The organism is Corynebacterium sp. CNCTC7651, from assembly GCF_021496665.1.
Lineage (GTDB): Bacteria > Actinomycetota > Actinomycetes > Mycobacteriales > Mycobacteriaceae > Corynebacterium.
Window position 1 is genome coordinate 1,359,956 of the sequence record NZ_CP071246.1, and the last position, 18,214, is coordinate 1,378,169.

At 63.9% G+C, this 18,214-nt stretch carries 16 protein-coding genes and 2 pseudogenes; 1 reads left to right on the plus strand and 17 read right to left on the minus strand.

What is annotated here, in order from left to right; translation table 11 throughout:
- Positions 1-160 precede the first annotated feature (160 nt).
- The 7 genes and pseudogenes from JZY91_RS06585 to pgsA form a co-directional block, all read right to left on the minus strand.
- Positions 161-793 (minus strand): annotated as a pseudogene (locus tag JZY91_RS06585) (transposase); the annotation flags it as partial.
- Between the two features lie 510 nt (positions 794-1,303).
- Positions 1,304-2,652: pseudogene (locus JZY91_RS06590) on the minus strand (IS256 family transposase).
- Between the two features lie 30 nt (positions 2,653-2,682).
- Entirely contained in the window at positions 2,683-3,528 is an 846-nt protein-coding gene (locus JZY91_RS06595) for a hypothetical protein (RefSeq protein WP_234947086.1), read from the minus strand.
- A 253-nt stretch (positions 3,529-3,781) separates the two neighbouring features.
- Complete coding sequence (locus JZY91_RS06600) at positions 3,782-4,672, minus strand: PspA/IM30 family protein (RefSeq protein WP_234947087.1); 891 nt, start codon at positions 4,670-4,672, stop codon at positions 3,782-3,784.
- Between the two features lie 66 nt (positions 4,673-4,738).
- On the minus strand, positions 4,739-5,128 hold the full coding sequence (locus JZY91_RS06605) for a helix-turn-helix domain-containing protein (protein ID WP_370639204.1): 390 nt from the start codon (positions 5,126-5,128) through the stop codon (positions 4,739-4,741).
- Positions 5,129-5,143: 15 nt separating this feature from the next.
- Positions 5,144-5,701, minus strand: coding sequence for a CinA family protein (locus tag JZY91_RS06610; RefSeq protein WP_234947088.1), 558 nt, complete (start codon positions 5,699-5,701; stop codon positions 5,144-5,146).
- Positions 5,698-6,252 (minus strand): CDP-diacylglycerol--glycerol-3-phosphate 3-phosphatidyltransferase, encoded by a 555-nt coding sequence (gene pgsA / locus JZY91_RS06615; protein ID WP_370639286.1) that lies wholly within the window; start codon positions 6,250-6,252, stop codon positions 5,698-5,700. The genes JZY91_RS06610 and pgsA overlap by 4 nt, the downstream gene beginning before the upstream one ends.
- Before the next feature lie 48 nt (positions 6,253-6,300).
- Between pgsA and JZY91_RS06620 the strand changes: the two genes are divergently transcribed.
- Positions 6,301-6,588 (plus strand): YciI family protein, encoded by a 288-nt coding sequence (locus tag JZY91_RS06620; protein ID WP_234947090.1) that lies wholly within the window; start codon positions 6,301-6,303, stop codon positions 6,586-6,588.
- Here the strand turns inward: JZY91_RS06620 and JZY91_RS06625 are convergent, their stop codons facing one another.
- The 10 genes from JZY91_RS06625 to dapB form a co-directional block, all read right to left on the minus strand.
- Entirely contained in the window at positions 6,589-7,758 is a 1,170-nt protein-coding gene (locus JZY91_RS06625; protein WP_234947091.1) for a TerC family protein, read from the minus strand.
- Between the two features lie 184 nt (positions 7,759-7,942).
- Positions 7,943-8,533, minus strand: a complete 591-nt coding sequence (locus JZY91_RS06630) for a DJ-1/PfpI family protein (RefSeq protein WP_234947092.1) — start codon at positions 8,531-8,533, stop codon at positions 7,943-7,945.
- Positions 8,534-8,547: 14 nt separating this feature from the next.
- The gene (locus JZY91_RS06635) at positions 8,548-11,778 is read right to left on the minus strand and encodes a DNA translocase FtsK (RefSeq protein ID WP_234947093.1); all 3,231 of its coding nucleotides are present in this window, start codon (positions 11,776-11,778) and stop codon (positions 8,548-8,550) included.
- Positions 11,779-11,862: 84 nt separating this feature from the next.
- Positions 11,863-12,489: a TIGR03085 family metal-binding protein gene (locus tag JZY91_RS06640; RefSeq protein ID WP_234947094.1), complete on the minus strand. Its 627-nt coding sequence runs from the start codon at positions 12,487-12,489 to the stop codon at positions 11,863-11,865.
- A 22-nt stretch (positions 12,490-12,511) separates the two neighbouring features.
- Positions 12,512-12,946: a hypothetical protein gene (locus JZY91_RS06645; protein WP_234947095.1), complete on the minus strand. Its 435-nt coding sequence runs from the start codon at positions 12,944-12,946 to the stop codon at positions 12,512-12,514.
- A 17-nt stretch (positions 12,947-12,963) separates the two neighbouring features.
- Positions 12,964-13,431, minus strand: a complete 468-nt coding sequence (locus tag JZY91_RS06650; RefSeq protein WP_234947096.1) for a hypothetical protein — start codon at positions 13,429-13,431, stop codon at positions 12,964-12,966.
- A gap of 134 nt (positions 13,432-13,565) precedes the next feature.
- Complete coding sequence (locus tag JZY91_RS06655; RefSeq protein WP_284698452.1) at positions 13,566-15,668, minus strand: ribonuclease J; 2,103 nt, start codon at positions 15,666-15,668, stop codon at positions 13,566-13,568.
- 2 nt (positions 15,669-15,670) lie between these two features.
- Entirely contained in the window at positions 15,671-16,579 is a 909-nt protein-coding gene (dapA, locus tag JZY91_RS06660; RefSeq protein WP_234947097.1) for a 4-hydroxy-tetrahydrodipicolinate synthase, read from the minus strand.
- A 101-nt stretch (positions 16,580-16,680) separates the two neighbouring features.
- A complete protein-coding gene (gene thyX / locus JZY91_RS06665) occupies positions 16,681-17,433 on the minus strand; it encodes an FAD-dependent thymidylate synthase (RefSeq protein WP_234947098.1) in 753 nt (250 codons plus the stop codon).
- A 3-nt stretch (positions 17,434-17,436) separates the two neighbouring features.
- Complete coding sequence (dapB, locus tag JZY91_RS06670) at positions 17,437-18,180, minus strand: 4-hydroxy-tetrahydrodipicolinate reductase (RefSeq protein WP_234947099.1); 744 nt, start codon at positions 18,178-18,180, stop codon at positions 17,437-17,439.
- Between the last annotated feature and the right edge of the window lie 34 nt (positions 18,181-18,214).

Genomic DNA, 18,214 nt, shown 5'->3' on the forward strand with positions numbered 1-18,214 from the left:
ACAGTGAAGTGTTATTGGGGATGTCGACGACTATCGGCAGACTGAACCTTGGCTGAGTCCGCCTCCCCGGAACGAGTTGACGAACTCGTTCCGGGGGCGTCTAAAAACCGCAGGTCGTCATCCGAGCCGCTTTGTGTCAAGTGGTTGTGAACCGTTTTTGTTATGGGTTGGTGGTTAGTGGTTGGGGGCTGGGGTGTGTGGTGGTGGTTGTGCGGATGATGGTGACTTCTCTGGGCAGTCCGGTTGGGGTTTTGGGTGGTGTGTGGATGCGTCCTTCTTCTAGGGCATCCTGGATGGCGTGGTGGCGGCTGGTTTGCAGTGTGCGCCAGGTGCCGTCGAGGACGCTTTGTGGGGTGTAGTAGTTGATCGCGCTGTTTGGCCGGCTGTTGTAGTTGGTGGTGAAGGTGCTGACCCAATTGGTGGCGTGGTCGATGGACGCGAACACTGGCGGGTAGTAGGGACTTCCTTTCATGGTGTGAAACAAAGACTCCATGTGGGGGTTGTCGTTGCTGGTGTGGGGGCGGCTGAAGGATTGGGTGATGCCGCGGGAGTGAAACAGCTCGGCGATGGTGGTGCTGGTCATCGAGGGGCCGTTGTCGGAGTGCACGGTGTGCACGTCGGGGTATTGGCTGAGGATGCGAGTGAACAGCTCGGTTGCGGCGCGGGTTTGTTCGCGCGGGGTGATGCTGGTGCCTACTACGGCTCGCGAGTACAGGTCGATCACGGTTAGGCAGGCGTAGTTCTGACTGATGCATGGTCCAGGTAGGAAGGTGATGTCCCAGCACAGCACTTGTCCCGGGGCCGTGGCGGATGACGTGTGGGGGTGTTGTGCGTCCGCGTTTGGTGTTGTTGCGTCTGCGGGTGTGGGAGCGCTGTTTAAGCAGGCGCTGGTGTTGGCGGGCGGTGCGGTAGAAGCTGCTCAAGCTGGCGATGTATAACCCGTGGTTGTAGGCGTTGTAGTACACGTCGTCGACGCTTGAATACGGGTTGGCGTCGAGCAGCGCCAGAATGTCGTCGACTTGCTGCTCGCTCAGACGGGGGATGTTGCGGGCGGTGTGCGGGGTGGGATTGGGCTTCGTCGGGCGGGGTTTACGGGCGTAGAACACCCGGCTGCGGCTGACGCGAAGCAGTTGCTGGGCTTTGGTTAGGGAGTGTCCGTAGGAGACGAGGGCGTCGATGAGGCGTTGTTCTTCCTTGAGACCAGTTTCATAGCGGCGTGTTTCGTCTTCGGATAAGGATTTTCCTCCGCGTCGTAGTCCACGCCAGGAGAGAGTGTCCGATTGTTTGTGTGCGGGGGCTTGGTTTACACGTAGTCCGCGAACCGGTCGGGGTATGCCACGGCTAGTTGGTTGATGGCTTGTTTCCACCCGGTGGCTTTCGCCCCTTCAATATAGCCGTTGCACTCAGTTGCCCGTTTCGCCTTCTTCGCACGCTGGGCGGCACGCTTGTCTTCGATGTTGCAGATCATCAACCACAGCGTCTTCAGCGCCGCAGTGTCGTTCGGGAACTGGCCCCGGTTGCGGGTGGCTTTCCGCAATTCCGCGTTGAGCGACTCGATGGAGTTCGTGGTGTAGAGCACCCGGCGGGCTGCCGGCGGGAACTGCAGAAACGGCACGAACCGATCCCACGCGTCGCGCCATACCTTCACCGACTGGGGGTAGCGCCGCCCAAGTTCAGATGCTTCGAACGCGTCTAGGGCGGCGCGCGCGGTGTCTTCGTTGGGTGCGGTGTAGACCTCCCGCAGTGCGCTGGAGACGGGTTTGCGGTCCTGGTAGGACACCCACCTGTTCGCCGCCCGAATCAGGTGCACGATACAGGTCTGCACCATGGAACTCGGCCAGGTTGCCTCCACCGCCTCGGGCAGGCCCTTGAGCCCGTCGCAGCAGACGATGAACACGTCCTGCACCCCACGGTTTGCAAGGTCAGCGCACACGGACGCCCAGAATGCGGCACCTTCGGTATCGGCGATCCACAAGCCCAGGATGTGTTTGATGCCGTCCATGTCCACACCGACGGCCATGTAGCAGGACTTGTTGACCACGCGGTGGCCGTCGCGGATCTTGACCCGCAACGCGTCGAGGAAGATCACCGGGTAGAACTCATCTAACTGGCGGTTCTGCCAGATCATCACCTCATCGAGCACCGCGTCGGTGATCGTGCTGATGGTATCCGGGCTCATATCCACACCCAGGGTGGTTGCAAGGTGATGCTGGATATCGCGCACGGTCATCCCACCCGCGTACAGGGAGATGATCATGTCATCGAGCTCGGTGAGCCGGCGAGCGCCCTTGGGCACCATCTGCGGCCGGAACGTGCCCGCCCGATCCCTGGGCACGGTCACTTCCAGCGGACCGTAGCCGGAATCCACGGTCTTGGTGACGACCCATTGCGGTGGTTACCACCACCCCGGGCATCGACCTGGGCTTTGGCTTTGCGGTCGGAGTGCTCGTAGCCCAAATGAGCATCCATCTCCGCCTGCAGGCCAGCGTTGATCGATGCTTGTAGAAGACCCTTCACCAGCTCGCTGGCGTCATCGGTGGAGGTGGAGAGCTCCCCGATGAGCTTAGCGAGCTCGGGGTTATTCATCAGCTTCTCGCTGATCGCGTTGACCCTCGACGGGTCATAGCCTTTCTTTGGTGACACCGTAGTCATTATCGGTGAAACTCCATTCAGATCAGAGCCTCACACACAAAACTCCTGACACCCTCCGCCAGGAAGATCGGGCATGGACGCTAAAGCTTTTCCCAGCGCATCACTGGTCTGCCTCCACTTATCCAACTCCGCGTCTTGGCGCTGAAGCTTCTGGTTGGCCTTCGCCAACTCCCGCTTCAGCCGGTCGTTTTCGGCGAGCATCCGCTCAACCTGCTTACGACTGCGCGTTGGGTCGTCATGCGTACCAGAGCCCACAATATCTGCCTTCCGTTTCAGCGCGTATTGCTCGATTGATCCGTCCGCCACCTTGGCGATCCATTTCGACATTTCCATATGCGTCAGCCCCAGCGCCACCAAAAACGCACCCTTCTCCCCGGCAGGAAGTGCCGCATAACTGCGCACGAGGTACGTCATCGCACGCGGCGAGAGGCGGCTAGAGATGTCTTCTGTCAGCGCGTCGAGTTTGGCCTCAGCCGCAGACGGTAACCCGAGACGCTGCCCCCACTTGAACATCGTGGCGTTACTGAGCCCGTGGCGGGCTATCCATTTCCCTTTCGCCCCATAGGGCAAGTTGCGGTAGATCGCGACCATCTGCGCCTTCTGGGCTGGGGTGAAATCAAGGCCCCACCCCTTTTTCACACACGGAGCAAACACGAACGAGCCTGCGGCAAGTGTCACCACCACCGCATCATCGAGTAGCTCACCCGGATCCAAATACGTCACCGGAATACCGAGCACATCCCCAGCCCGCACCGCCACCCGACGCCGGCGCGGTGAACTGTCACCATTAGACGGCACCGCTACCTCCTGCGAATCCGAGCAGGCACCAAACGACACCGGCTGCGGCACCAAGCGAGGAACATCAAACGTGGCCATGAACAAACCTCCTCAGGTCTCTCGTTCACAACCAGCCTGACAGCAAGGGAGCTGACCATCTCGTTCCGGGGAGTCAGCCGAACTGGCTCCTCATCTGACGGGCGGACCCGAAAACTGACCGGAATTCAGGGCAAAATGCATCCGTTGGCAGAAACGCCAAAAGCGGCGACCCCACACCGGGGGCCGCCGCCAGAATCCTCAGACGCTAGGTCCAAAAAGCCGCGTGGGCTACAACCTACGCCTCTCCGCGAACTTACGCCTCGCCGCGCAGCTCGCGCATGCGCTGCGCAACCGCGTCGTCGGAAACGCCGGCCTCAGAGGTCGGCTGCGCAGCCGGAGCGGACTGCGGGCGGGACACGCCAGCATCCTGCGCACCAGATGCGGAAGCCGCACCCTGCTCGATTGCCGGCTTGGCGCCGGAGGTCAGCTCACCAGCCATCTCGGCGCGGATCTGCTCGAGGCGGCCGTGGCCAGCCATCTGGATGCCAGCCTGCTCAACCTCGGCCATACGACCCTCGATGGAGTTCTGGGCCAGCTCGGCGGCACCGAGGGCGTTAGCGTAGCGGCGCTCAATCTTGTCGCGCACCTGGTCCAGGTTCGGGCCGGAGGCAGTGATGGAGTTCATCTGCTGCATGGTCTCGGAGACCTTCTCCTGCATCTTGGCCTGCTCCAGCTGGCTCAGCAGCTTGGAACGCTCAGCCACCTGCTGCTGCAGGTGTGCAGCGTTGCGCTCCACGGCCTGCTTGGCGGAAGCTGCCTGCTGCAGCGCCTGGTCGTGCAGCTGCTTGGTGTCTTCCACACCCTGCTCAGCGGTGACCAGCTGTGCGGCGAATGCCTCAGCGGCGTTCTCGTACTCCTGGGCCTTCTGCGCATCGCCCGCTCCGCGCGCCTTGTCTGCGAGCTGGAGCGCCTGACGGGTGTTAGCCTGCAGCTTCTCCACGTCCTCGAGGCGGCGGTTCAGCTGCATCTCCAGCTGGCGCTGGTTGCCAATCACAGCCGCAGCCTGCTGGGACAGTGCCTGGTGCTGGCGCTGTGCCTCATTGATCGCCTGCTCGATCTGGACCTTCGGGTCTGCGTTCTCTTCGATCTTGTTATCGAAAAGCGCCATCAGGTAGTTCCAGAACTTCTTAAACGGGTTCGCCATGGGTCAAGGACCTTTCGTGGTTTGTAACGTTAATTCTGCGTTACCACTGTAGACGCGAAACGCGCGCTACGCTTCCGCGGCGGCCGGGGCGGTGGTTGCAAGCTCCTCATTCAGCTCCGGCAGCGACATGTTTGCCACGGCTTCAAACAGCACCTCCGCCACCGTGGCATCAAGTGCCTGACAGATGGAGGCCAGCACCTCAGAGGACACTTCTTTCCGCCCGCGCTCCAGTTCAGAAAGGTAGCCGGGCGAGACCAACGCCGCGCTGGCGAGGTCGGGCAGCGTCATGCCCTTGTCCGCGCGATAAGCGCGCAGAGACATGCCGAGCGCCTCGCGCATCAGCGGTTCGCGCTGAGCATGCTTGCGCGCAGCCAGAGATTGTCCAGCCGTGCCGAGGGCGTTGGCCGGGACTGGGCGGTGAGCCGGGATATCGCGGAGCACTGTTGTAGTTACCATCACGTCTCCTAACGGTTATCGGTTGGCATTTGTTCCATCTTGGTTCTGCACCGCGGTCAACGCCCCGCGCAGGGCCGCCTCCACCGCTGCGGCACGGATTGCGTTCCGGTCGCCGGCGAGGACTCGGACGGGCTCCGGGGAGCCGTCGATAAGCGTGAAGCGCCCGAGCGCGGTGGGGACGAGTTCTGCGGCCGCGGAGGACGCCGTCCAGTGCGGGCCGGCAAGCCCAATCCAGACCTCCCCCACCGGGTGCCCGTCCTGCGGATCCGGCCCCGCGACACCGGTCAGCGCCACCGCCCAGTCCGCCCCGCACGCCGCACGCGCACCGCGAGCCATCTCCCGGGCCACCGCAGGCGAGACTGGACCGCACTCTTCGAGCACATGCTTATCGACGTTCGCCAGCCCCACCTTCACGTCCGTCGCATACGTAATCAGCCCGCCGCGCAATACGTCGGAGGCGCCGGGGACGCTGGCGAGGGTGGCAGCAGCCAAGCCCGCGGTCAAAGACTCGCAAAAGGCGATGGTCTGCCCGTGGGCGCGGAGCTCATCAATCAGCGTGTTCGCGGTACTCATTTGTTCACTTTCTCTGCGTCAACGAGGTACTGGATGCCGGTGACCACGGTGACAGCCGCGGCGAGGATCATCACCACAAGCGTGGGGACGTCCATCCAGGCCGGCAGCGGGCAGAGGTACATGGCCACACCGACGGTCTGTAGGACGGTCTTGAGCTTGCCGCCCTTCGACGCCGGGACAACCTTGCCCTGCCGCAGCATCCACATGCGCCAGAAAGTAATGCCCAGTTCGCGGATGATGATCATCACGGTGATCCACACCGGCAAGGTGGAGGCGATGTTCAGGCTCACCAGCGCCGTAATCATCAGCGCCTTGTCCGCGATGGGGTCCGCGATCTTGCCAAAGTCGGTGACCAAGCCGCGCGAGCGGGCGATATCGCCGTCCAACTTGTCCGTAATCATCAGCGCGACGAAGAGGCCGAAGGCCCACCACCACTGCTGCGTAAGCACCAGCCAGGCAAAAACCGGGATGAAGATGATGCGCAGCGACGTGAGAATGTTGGGCAAGTTCCAATTGGACTGCTTCTGGGTCACCTGTGTCACGCCTCCCAGAGTACAGAGCGCCCCCGTCGCGCCCGGACTGCCCTAGACTGCCGTTGCATGAAGTACTTTGCAGTCACCTACACCTACGGCGAGGATCAGGCCCTAGTCGACGCCACCCGCCCCGAGCACCGCGAGTTCATCGCGTCCCAGCTCTCCCTCGGCCGCATCGTCGGCTCCGGTCCTTACGTGGACGGCACCCAGGCCCTGATCATCATCCAGCTGTCGGACACCGCCACCGAGGCCGATGCAGCAGAGGTGATGGATCAGGATCCGTACACCCAGAAGGGTGCGCTGGCGAAGCGCGAGATCCGGGAGTGGAACCCGGTCTCGAACATCTTCATCTAACTACTTGCCGCCGCGGGCCACGTCGAGGTGGTCCGTGTCGCGGGAGCCGGTTGCGGTGTGGTCGCCCTTGCCGGAGGTAGCCGGGTCATCGATCCACTCGATGTGGTTGCCCTTGTTATCCACCTTGCGGCGGTTGCCGTGATCGTCGTAATCGATGTGGAACTTCGGACCCTCCGGGTCCTTCTCGCCGCTCTTGATCATCTGCCGCTCCTTTGCCATGGACGCGACCGCGGTGATGACCAGCGTGGCGATGATCACCACCAGCGAGGTCACAGTGCCAATCTCCGGCACGTTGAAGCCCTCGCCGCCGCTGATGAACGGCAGGTTGTTCTCGTGCAACGCGTGCAGCAGCAGCTTCACGCCGATGAAGCCGAGGATGACGGCCAAGCCGTACGGCAGGTACACCAGCTTGTCCAGCAGACCGTTGAGCAGGAAGTAAAGCTGGCGCAGACCCAGCAGCGCGAACGCGTTCGCGGTGAAGACCAGGAACGGCTCGGTGGTAATGCCGAAGATAGCCGGGATGGAGTCGAAGGCGAACATCACGTCGATAAAGCCGATCGCCAGCAGCGCAACGAACAGCGGGGTCACGGCCTTCTTGCCGGCCTCCGTCACGGACACCAGCTTGTCCCCGTGGTAGGACTCCGTCACCGGGATTGCCTTGCGCAGGGTCTTGACCACGAACATGTCGTTGGGGTCCTGCTCCGGCTGGTCCGTCGCCTCGTCGTACACCAGCTTGATCGCGGTGTAGAGCAAGAACGCGGCGAAGATGTAGAAGACCCAGGACCAGGCCGAGATGATCACGGCGCCGAGCAGGATGAAGATCAGGCGGAACACCAGCGCCATGACGATACCGATCAACAGCACCTTCTGCTGGTATGCGCGCGGGATCTTGAACGCGCCCATGATCAGCGCGAACACGAAGAGGTTGTCAATAGAGAGCGACAGCTCGGTGATGTAACCGGTGAAGAACTGCACCGAGTGCTCCGCGTCCCAGAGCCACCATACGATGCCGCCGAAGACGCAAGCCATCGCCATGTAGAACAGTGCCCAGCCGCCGGATTCCTTCATGGAGGGCTCGTGGGGCGTGCGGACGTGCGAGACGAAATCGAAAACAAAAAAGCCGAGGATAATGGCGCTGGTAACCAGCCAGATCCACAAGGGGACGTTCATGCGTGCCTCCGGTCAAGGGTGAGTAAACGACCGGAGGTCTCCCCCACCAGCTTCACGACGGCGGGCCGCCCCGACCGGGACCCACCAGATGCAGGTGCCGTGTTGACGATCGCGGGCGATTGCGGGGTACTCCCCTCCAACGGGTGGCAACTTTACCCGTCGGCCGGGTTGCGTGCACTACCGGCTACGCGAAAAGGTCATTCTTCGGGTCGAGCACCGCGTTGAGTTCCAAAATGTTTTGGACTTCCTCCGCGGCGGGTTCCCCAAAGTGGTGGGCCACGAAAGCGAGCGCCATATCGGTCCCGGCAGACACACCTGACGAAGTCCAACGGTCGCGGTCATGCACCCATCGGGCAGTGCGCACCCATTCGACGTCGCCGCCGAACGAGGTAGCCCAGTCGTAGGCGCGCTTGTTGGTGGTCGCGCGGTATCCCTCCAGAAGGCCGGAAGCAGCGAGTAGTGCCGCGCCCGTGCAGACAGAAGTGGTGATGTCCGCGCGTTCAGACATCCGAACCAGCTCAGCCCCGAAGGCTTCATCATCCACCAACCGGCGGGTGCCCGCACCGCCGGGCACCATGAGCACGTCGCCAGTCATTTCGTCGTAGCTGGCGTGCGCGGAGATCTCGACGCCTTGACTACTCGCAACTGGCCCACCGTCCGCGGAGAGCAGCTCAACGCTTAAACCCTCCACCTTGGCGAAGACTTCCACCGGCCCAGCGACGTCCAGGAGTTCGAAGTCCTCGAAGAGCACCACCGAGATGGTGCGCGGAAGCATCGAAGCTCCTGTCACTAGAACGCTCCGCCGGTCGGGTTGTAGGTGGCCTGCACCGTCTTCGTGCCACCGTCGTCGTCGAGGTCTGAGTCTGAGCCGTCGAAAAGCGACGGCTCCTCGGTGGGTGCCTCTGCGGGGTCGGCGCCCTTGATCATCCACAGGATGGTGTCCAGCTCCTCGGGTTTGACCAGCACCTCGCGGGCCTTGGAGCCCTCGGAGGGGCCGACCACGCCGCGGGTCTCCATGAGGTCCATGAGGCGGCCGGCCTTGGCGAAGCCGATGCGCAGCTTGCGCTGCAGCATGGACGTGGAGCCGAGCTGCGAGGTGACAACAAGCTCGACGGCCTCGAGGAGGTCGTCCATGTCCTTGCCGATTTCCTCGTCGATCTGCTTCGCCTCGGCGGCCTTGTCCTCGGTGACGCCCTCGACGTACTCGGGCTCGGACTGGTTCTTGGCGGCCTCGACCACGGCCTGGATCTCTTCGTCCGTGACAAAGGCACCCTGCAGGCGCTGCGGCTTACCGGCGCCCTGCGGGATGAACAGGCCGTCGCCCATGCCGATCAACTTTTCTGCGCCGGCTTGGTCCAGGATCACGCGGGAGTCTGTCAGCGAGGACGTTGCGAACGCGAGGCGGGACGGCACGTTGGTCTTGATCAGGCCGGTGACCACATCCACACTCGGGCGCTGCGTGGCCAGCACCAGGTGGATGCCGGCGGCGCGGGCCTTCTGTGTGATGCGGACGATGGAGTCCTCGATCTCCTTCGGCGCCGTCATCATCAGATCCGCCAGCTCATCCACCACGCACACGATGAACGGGTACGGGCGCATCTCCCGCTCCGATCCCGGGGGCGCCGTAAGTTCCCCGGAGCGCACCTTGCGGTTGAAGTCCTTGATGTGGCGCACGCGCGCGGACTTCATGTCCATGTAGCGCTGCTCCATCTCCTCCACCAACCACTGCAGCGCGGCCGCCGCCTTCTTCGGCTGGGTGATGATCGGCGTGATCAGGTGCGGGATGCCCTCGTACGGCGTGAGCTCCACCATCTTCGGGTCCACCAGAATCAGGCGGACCTCCTCAGGCGTGGCGCGCGTGAGCAGGGAAATCAACATGGAGTTGACAAACGCGGACTTACCGGAGCCGGTGGAACCGGCGACCAGCAAGTGCGGCATCTTCTGCACGCTCGCGGCGACGAAGTCGCCCTCGATGTCCTTGCCCAAGCCGATCAGCATCGGGTCCGCGTCCGCGGCCACCTTCGGCGCATCCAGCACGTCGCGCAGGCGCACCATCTCGCGGTCCTGATTCGGCACCTCAATACCCACGGCAGACTTGCCCGGGATCGGGGTGAGCAGGCGCACATTATCAGTGGCCGCGGCGTACGCCAGGTTGGACTGCAGGTTCGTAATCTTGGAAACCTTCACGCCCGGGCCCAGCTCAACCTCGTAGCGCGTCACTGTCGGGCCGCGCGAGAAGCCCGTCACCTGCGCATCCACGTGGAACTCCTCGAAGACATCCGTGATCGCCTCAATCATGCGATCGTTCGCCTCAGTCCGCGTCTTCGGCTTCGATCCCGCCACCAGCAGGTCCGTCGTAGGCAGCACGTAGTCGGAATTCCCCTGCGGCGTGCGCTTCACCGGTTTCGGTGCTTCCTCGCGCTTCTCCAGCTCAGATTTCGGGGTGCTGGCTGGCACCGCCGCGGCATCGATTCCGCTGCGCGCCACGATGGCCTGGCGCATTGCCTCGCGCGAGGATTCCACGGCGTCGGGGGCTTCTGCTTGGCGACGTTCCCCCGAACCCTCTCCATGCTCTTCCCTCGGCAGCACTGCCGTCTCTTCACGGGATGGCTTGCGGGCCGGACGGGTTTGGCGCGGCTGGCTCTGGGGAGCCGGTTCGCGTGCTGCAACTGGCTCACGCGGCACAACCACGGTCGAGCCGGAATCCGGCTCATTGCCGGCAGCGTAAACGGTGGCAGAGTCCTCCGACTCCTCGATCTCGTCTGCCCAGTCGATCACTGTGTCCGCGTCGTCGCCGTCTGCGGGATAGTTATCCATCGGCGTGCGGCGGCGCGGACGGGTGGCGCGCTGCGGTTCGCGGCGGGTGGTTTCAGTGTTGCGGTCGGTGCTCTGGACAGCCTCGCGCGACTTCAGCTGCGGCGCAGGCCGCTCCGAGCGCGGTGCTGATGTGCGCTCGCGCCCCTCTGCGATCGCCTCGATATCTCGGTCGGCCCGGCTGTACTGGTCGGCGTCGGAGGAATCGTCGTCAAGCTCGGTGCCCTGACCCTCGCCCTTTTCCAGCAGCTGGGCGATGAGCGCGCGGAGGTAGTCGTACGCCTCACGCACGGTGATGCCGGTGGTTTTCAGCGCGCCGTAGACGATCACTAACGCCAACAGCGGCACAGCAACGTAGGGCGAGAATGCAGCGGAGAGCACTCCGCCGAACAGCGCGCCGATGGCGCCGCCCGCAACGCGGCGAGCCTCCCAGTCTGCCGGCGTGCCGGCGAAGACGTGCACCATGCCCAGCATTGCAACGGCGATGATGCTCAGGCCAAGCGCGACGCGCCCGCGAACGGCCGCCGGCGTGCGCACGTTGAGCATGAGCGCAATAGCTACGCCAACCAGCACCACGGGGAGGATGAGCGCGCCAGCGCCGATCACCCAGTGGCAGCCTTGCGCGATGGCGCGGCCGACGGGTCCGGCAACATCCATCCACACGGATGCACCGATGATGGCAGCCAATCCGATAAGCACGAGCCCCCACGCATCAGCGTGAGTGTTCACTGGGGCGGGTTCTTGCTGCCCTTGCTGCTCCTCCTGCGCCATGCGGGGCTGCGCCTCCTCTCGGTTTCGGCGGCGCGGTCGCGGGGTGTCTTCATACGCTGCGTCATACCCCGCCTCGTATCCGCTTGCGTACGCCTGCTCTTCCTCGGGCTCGGGAGCGAAGGGGTCGAACGTGTCCTCCTCGTCCTCCCGTGCGTTGCGGCGGCGACCGCCACCAAAGCCGGAACCGATGTTGGACACTGTCGAACCGAACCACCGTGCGGCGGAACCGAGCGACTCCCCCACTACGCGCGTGGCAGATCCCACACGCTCATCCGCAGTCTGGGATGCAACCATCGACGCAGTTGGCGGGTGGGTCATAGAGACCGGCGCCCGCGAGGAGGTGTAATCCCGCTCCCCCGACCGTGGCGCGTTTGACCGGCCGCTAGGGCCGGTTCGGGCGCGCGTTGAACGTGGGGCGGAATTTTTGACAGACATGTAAGTAACAGTAGTACCTCATGTCACATCCATCCCACGCGCCACACGGGCTGGTGCCGAGTTTCAGCGCAAGTGAGATTGCGGCTAGACGCCGCGGCTCAGCTGTTCTGCTGCGGCAGTGTTGCCGGTGATTTCCACCTTTGCGGCGTCGCGGCCGGAAACCCAGATCAGCAGCTCTCCTGGTTCGCCTGATACGCGGATTACATCGTCCCCGCGTTCCGCGACCCCCTTCTTCCCGCCCAGGGTGACGGGTGGGAGATTCGGCGGGGTGAGCACCACTGGGACATCCGACGAACGGAAGGCGAGTGTGCCGAAACGCTTCGCCCATTCGAGCAGCTGCTTGTTCACCGCCTGGCTGAACTCGCGCGGTTCAACGACCCCGCCGCCGCGGCGCACGTCCTCGTGGTGGATGAAGTGCTCTGCCGTGTTCATCGCGGCGTCCACCGGTTTCAGCAGAGCGGGTGGCCCGGACATCCACTCCTTCACCACCGCGTCATAATCCCGCGCCTTCTGCTTGTCCATTTCCCGGTCCAGGATTGGCTCTAACGGGCTGACAAACATTCCCGGCGCCGCCCACGGCTTGCGCTCCCGGATCAGCAGGTGCGCGGCGAGGTCTCGGGTGACCCACCCCCCGTTCAACGTGGGGGCTTCTGGGCCAACCTCAAGCAGGAGTTCGCCGAGGCGCTGGCGCTCTTTCTGTGCGAATGACATGCCGCCCAGCGTAGCCAGTTCTTTAGAGCGAGGAGCCGAACAGCACTGCACCCACCGGATTATGGGTGGCAAAGTGGACCAGCTGCCCGCGGAGGCGGAACACAGGCGCAAAGAAGGCGACGACCGGGTCCGTGGTCACGCGCTTGACGGAAGTGCGGCCGGGGCCGAGGTCAGTCACCTTCATCCCCGGCATGTGGCACTCCTGCAGCCCGCCCTTGTTCCAGAGACACAGGATGTGATCTGCCGGGTAACGTCCAATCACCTCGATCGCTTCGGAGTTCGGGTTCGGCTCGCCCGGACGCACAACGTCATACTCCAGCCACTGGGTCATAAACGGCGCTTCGAACGGCACCGGTGTTCCGGGGCGCACCTCTCGGGGGCTCGCGCCTGCCGGGGCGGCAGCACAGGTGAGTGCGACAGTTGCGGCAAGAGCACCTGCAGTAATCTTGGATTTCATCTCAGCTCCTTAGTGCTCTAGAGGTAGCGGTAAGAGGACCCAGACCAAGAGCTCAGCGCAGCCAAGTTCGAGGGAAGGTGGATAAAGAAGGAAAGAACCGGCGCGAAAGGCTTGACCATCGGATCAACGGTGACCACCTTGCCGTAGGGGGCGTAGCCGAGCTCAAGGGCCGACTGGCCGTCAACGTAGCAGGTGCCAAGACCGCCCTTCGCGTTCATGTGGCACATGATCCAGTCCTGGTCGAACTTGCCGATCACACGGATGCCGCGGACATCCTTGTTGCGGTAGTTCGGGTCGCCGAGCTTGACCACCTGGTAGCTGCGCCACTGAGAAGCGTAGCCGGCTTCGTACGGCACCTCGGTGCCCGGGGGCAGGGGGCGGCCGCCGGTCCAGTCGACATCTTCGGCGTGGGCCGGGGCGGCGGCCAAGGTCAGTGCGGTGCAGACGGCAGCAGCGCTAACAAGAATGCGTGATTTAGCGTTCATGTCTTCATTATCCGCAGAATCCGCCCGCATGTTACCTAGGACACACTGTAGAAAGCCAGCAACCCCGGCTCAGTCCAGCAGGTCTCTGCTGTGAGCCGGGGTTGCGCAATCAACCGTCGTAAAGAAAAAGCTCTTTAGAGCGACTCGCGTGAGGCGTGCACGTCGCTGTCGTCGACGGGGCCGAGATCGGCGGCCATCGGGACAATCGTCGGCAGGATGACCGGCTCGCGGCGGTACTTCTGCTCGATCGCGCGGGACACCTTGCGGCGCAGCTGCTGCACCATGCGGAACGGATCGTTCTCGCCCTCTGCGACGAGATCATTCATCACGGTCTCCACACCCTCGACGACGCGCTTGTTGAACTCGCGGTCATCGTCAGACCAGCCGGTGGTGGACACCGTCGGCGCAGAAAGCAGGCGACCAGTGCGGTCATCGATCACGCAGGTGATGGAGATGACGCCACCGGATGCGAGCGACGTGCGGTCCGCCAACACATCGAGGTCCACATCGCCCATGGTCTCGCCGTCCACGTAGAGCTGACCAACCTGGTACTGGCCGACGACCTTGACCTTGCCCTTCTGCATGTCCACAACCACGCCGTTCTGGGCCAGCGCGGTGTTCTCCGGCTTCACGCCGGTAGCGATCGCCAGCTCCTTGTTGGCGCGCATGTGGCGCCACTCGCCGTGCACCGGCATCGCACACGTCGGGCGCGCCGCGTTGTACAGCGCGAGCAGCTCGCCGGCGTACCCGTGGCCGGACGCGTGGACGTGCGCCTCCGAGTTGGTGATCACGTTGGCACCAATCTGGGCGAGGTTGTTGATCACGGCGAAGACCGCTTCCTCATTACCTGGGATCAGCGAAGAGGAGAGGATGATCGTGTCACCGTCGCGGATAGTGATCTGGCGGTGCTCGCGGCGGGACATGCGGCTCAGCGCCGCCATCGGCTCACCCTGGGTACCGGTGGTGATCAGCACCGTGCGGTGCGGCGCCATCTTCGCGGCTTCCTCGATCGGGATGATCGTGCCCTTCGGTGCCTTGAGCAGGCTCATCTTCTCCGCGATCTCCATGTTGCGCAGCATGGAGCGGCCGTTGAAGGCAACCTTGCGGTTGTTTGCCACCGCGGCGTTGATGGCCATCTGCACACGCGCAACGTTGGACGCGAAGGACGCGATGACAACGCGCTGGCGGGCCTGGGAAACAAGGCGGGTCAGCGTCTCCTCAATACCAGCCTCCGAAGCGGAAATGCCCGGGATGGTGGCGTTGGTGGAATCACACATGAACAGGTCGATGCCCTCATCGCCGAAGCGGGCAAGTGCCGGAACATCCGTCGGCTTGCCGTCGTACGGGGTCTGGTCCAGCTTCACGTCACCCGTCATCACAACATGGCCGGCACCGGTCTTGATGGATACGCCCAAGCACTCCGGGATGGAGTGGTTGACGTGCCAGAAACGGATGCGGAACGGGCCGACGTTGATGTCGGAGTTCTTGTCCACCTCATGCAGCTTCGGCTTCTGGCGGTGCTCGCGGGTCTTCGCGGCAATCAGCGCGTTTGTGAAGCGGGAAGAGTAGATCGGGATATCGTGGCGAAGCTTCAGCAGCCACGGGATGGCGCCGATGTGGTCCTCGTGCCCGTGGGTGACAATGAGCGCCTCGACCTTATCCAGCTTGTTCTCGATCGGGCCGAAGTCCGGCAGCACAAGGTCTACGCCCGGCTCGCCGGAGTTCGGGAACAGCACACCGCAATCCACGATGAGCAGACGGCCGTTGTACTCGAAGACAGTCATGTTGCGACCGACCTCGGAGATGCCGCCAAGCGCGTAGATGCGCAGCGTGTTGTTCGCCGCCTTCGGCGGGGCCGGCAAACGCTTGGTCAAGTCCGCGCCCTGCATGGACTTCACGGGGTTGCGGCGATCCTGGCCGCCGCCGCCGCCGTTGCCGCCACGACCACGGCCACGACGGCGGCTGCGGCCGTTACCGTTGCCGCCGTTACCGTTGTTGCCGCCATTGTTTCCTTGGCTGTTGCCGCCCTCGTGGGAGCCACCAGCCTGCTCACCGCGGTCCGGCTGGCTACCGGTGCCGTCGCCGCTGTCGCGGGACACGCGCTCCTCGCGGTCCACCTGTGCAGCCCCAGCGGTAGGGGTGGTGTCAGGCGCCTGGAACACGGGCTGCTGATCAGCGGGTTCCGGCGGACCTGCCTTCCGCGTCACCTTACGTGCGCGGTTACGGGGTTCATTCATATTTAAAGGACTCCAGCCTTCTCCATGTCTTCTCGGAGCGCCTCGAGCTGTGCTTCCGTCGCAGAAACGACAGGCAGCCTCGGGTCTCCAACGTCAATGCCCTGCAGACGCAGAGCAGCCTTCGCAAATGTGACACCGCCCAGCACCGCCTGGTGGCGTGCGAGGAGATCAATGGTGCCGGCGTTGATTTCCCGTGCGCGGGCGAGGTCGCCAGCCTCAAAACTCGTGAGCAACTCCCGCAATGCCTGCGGTGCCGCATGTCCCACAACGGAGATGAACCCGGTTGCGCCGAGTGCGAGCCACGGCAGGTTCAACGGATCATCGCCCGAATACCAGGCCAATCCAGTCGTCTCAATGAGCTCGGCGGCCTCGAAGAAGTTCCCCTTCGCGTCCTTGACCGCCTGGACCGTGTCCAACTTGGCCAGCTCCGCAATCGTCGGCCCCGCGATCGGGATGCCGGAACGACCCGGAATGTCGTAGAGGCAAATTGGCAAGTCCGTCGCCTGAGCAACGGCGGTAAAGTGCGCCAGCAACCCGGTCTGGGAGGGCTTGGAGTAGTAGGGGGTGACCACCAGAAGCGCATCCGCGCCGGCCTCGGCGGAAGCCTTCGCCAGCTCGACGGACGTGCGGGTGTTGTTGGTTCCGGCGCCAGCGATCAGCTGAGCGCGGTCCCCCACTTCTTCCTTCACCGCGCGCAGTAGCGCGAGCTTTTCCTCGTTCGTTGTGGTTGGGGATTCGCCGGTGGTGCCGGCGAGGACTAACGCGTCGATGCCGTTGTCCACGAGGTGGGCAGCCAACCGTCGGCCCGCGGCAAGGTCAAGGTCGCCGTGCGAATCAAACGGCGTAACCATTGCGACGCAGGCCGTGCCGAAAATCTCGGCCCCCCGGTTAACTTTCAGAGATGTGCCCATAAAAACACACAGTACCCCGGGCGATGGAGACAAAGCACACCACTCGCCGGGCGGCGCTCATCCGACGGGCCGGAACGCCAGCCGAAACGCCGCGCGCACTCCTAAGAAAGGTACGGCGTGGTTGCCATCCGGGTGCCGTCAGCCAACTCGCTGATCAGGAAGTCGCTAAACAACACCGGCGACTGCTCCCGCAGCACCTCCAGGCAGCGGATGGCCAGCGCGCGGATCTCAGTGTCCGCGTGCTCTGATGCCCGTGCGGCAATGAACCCGCGCCAGGCCCGGTAGTTACCGGTCACCACAAACCGCGTCTCAGTTGCGTTGGGCAAAATCGCCCGGGCCGCCTGCCGCGCCTTCTTGGCGCGCAGGAGCGCGTTCGGCTCCGCCGCCATATTCTCCTCCAGCGCGGCGAGTAACTCGTCGTGCACAAAGCGGGCATCATCCACCGCACGCAGGAACAGGCGCGTCAGATCCTCATCTTCCGCAATGGCATCGGGCACCACAACCTCTCCCCCGCCGGCGTGCACGTAGCGCTGCGAGAGCTGGGAGAAGGAGAAGTGCCGGTGGCGCAGCAGCTCATTGCCAGCAGCGCGGGAAAGTCCACGGATATATACAGTCGCCGTCGCGTGCTCCAGCAGCGCGTCATGCCCAACGTCAATGATGTGGCGCAGGTACGCGTCGTTCGCGCGGGTGTGCGGGTTCGGCTTTTCCCACGTTTCATAGCACGCGCGCCCGGCGAACTCCACCAGCGCTTCCGCATCCGTCGCCCCCTCATCCGCCGCCCAATCCACACCCGTTGGCATGTGGAACTGGGACGCGGCGATGAGCTGCACGTCCAGCTCCGACTCCACCGCCACGGCTTACAACCCCAGGTACGCGTCTAGGCCCACGGTCAGGCCCGGGTGCTCCGCAACCTCGCGCACGCCGGTGAGCACGCCCGGGACGAAGGACTCCCGGCCGTACGAATCCTGGCGGATGGTCAGCGACTGGTCCCGGGTGCCAAAGATGACCTCTTCGTGGGCCACCATGCCGGTCATGCGCACGGCGTGCACCTTCACGCCGTCCACGTCCGCGCCGCGTGCGCCCTCGAGCGACTGCTCGGTGGCATCCGGCATCGCTTCCATCCCAGCCTCGCGGCGTGCCCGGGCAATGCCCTGGGCGGTCTTGATGGCGGTGCCGCTCGGCGCGTCGAGCTTGTTCGGGTGGTGGTACTCCACCACCTCGGCGGATTCAAAAAACGGCGCCGCTTGGCGGGCGAAGGCCATGGTCAGCACCGCGGAGATCGCGAAGTTCGGAGCGATGAGCACGCCCACGCCGTCCGCCTCAGCGCACCACTTGCGCACCTGCTCATAGCGTTCCTCATCAAAGCCGGTCGTGCCTACCACGCAGTGGATCCCGTGCTTGATGCAGAATTCCAGGTTCTCCATCACGGAGCCGGGGGTAGTGAAGTCCACCACAACCTCAGCGCCAGCGTCTACCAGCGTCTCCAGCGCGTCGCCACGATCCACCTCTGCCACCAGCTCGAGATCTTCCGCCGCGTTCACGCCCGCCACCACAGCGGAGCCGACGCGCCCCTTCGCACCCAGCACACCAACTTTGATCATGCTGGCCATGGTATCCACGGTTAACGATTGCTTC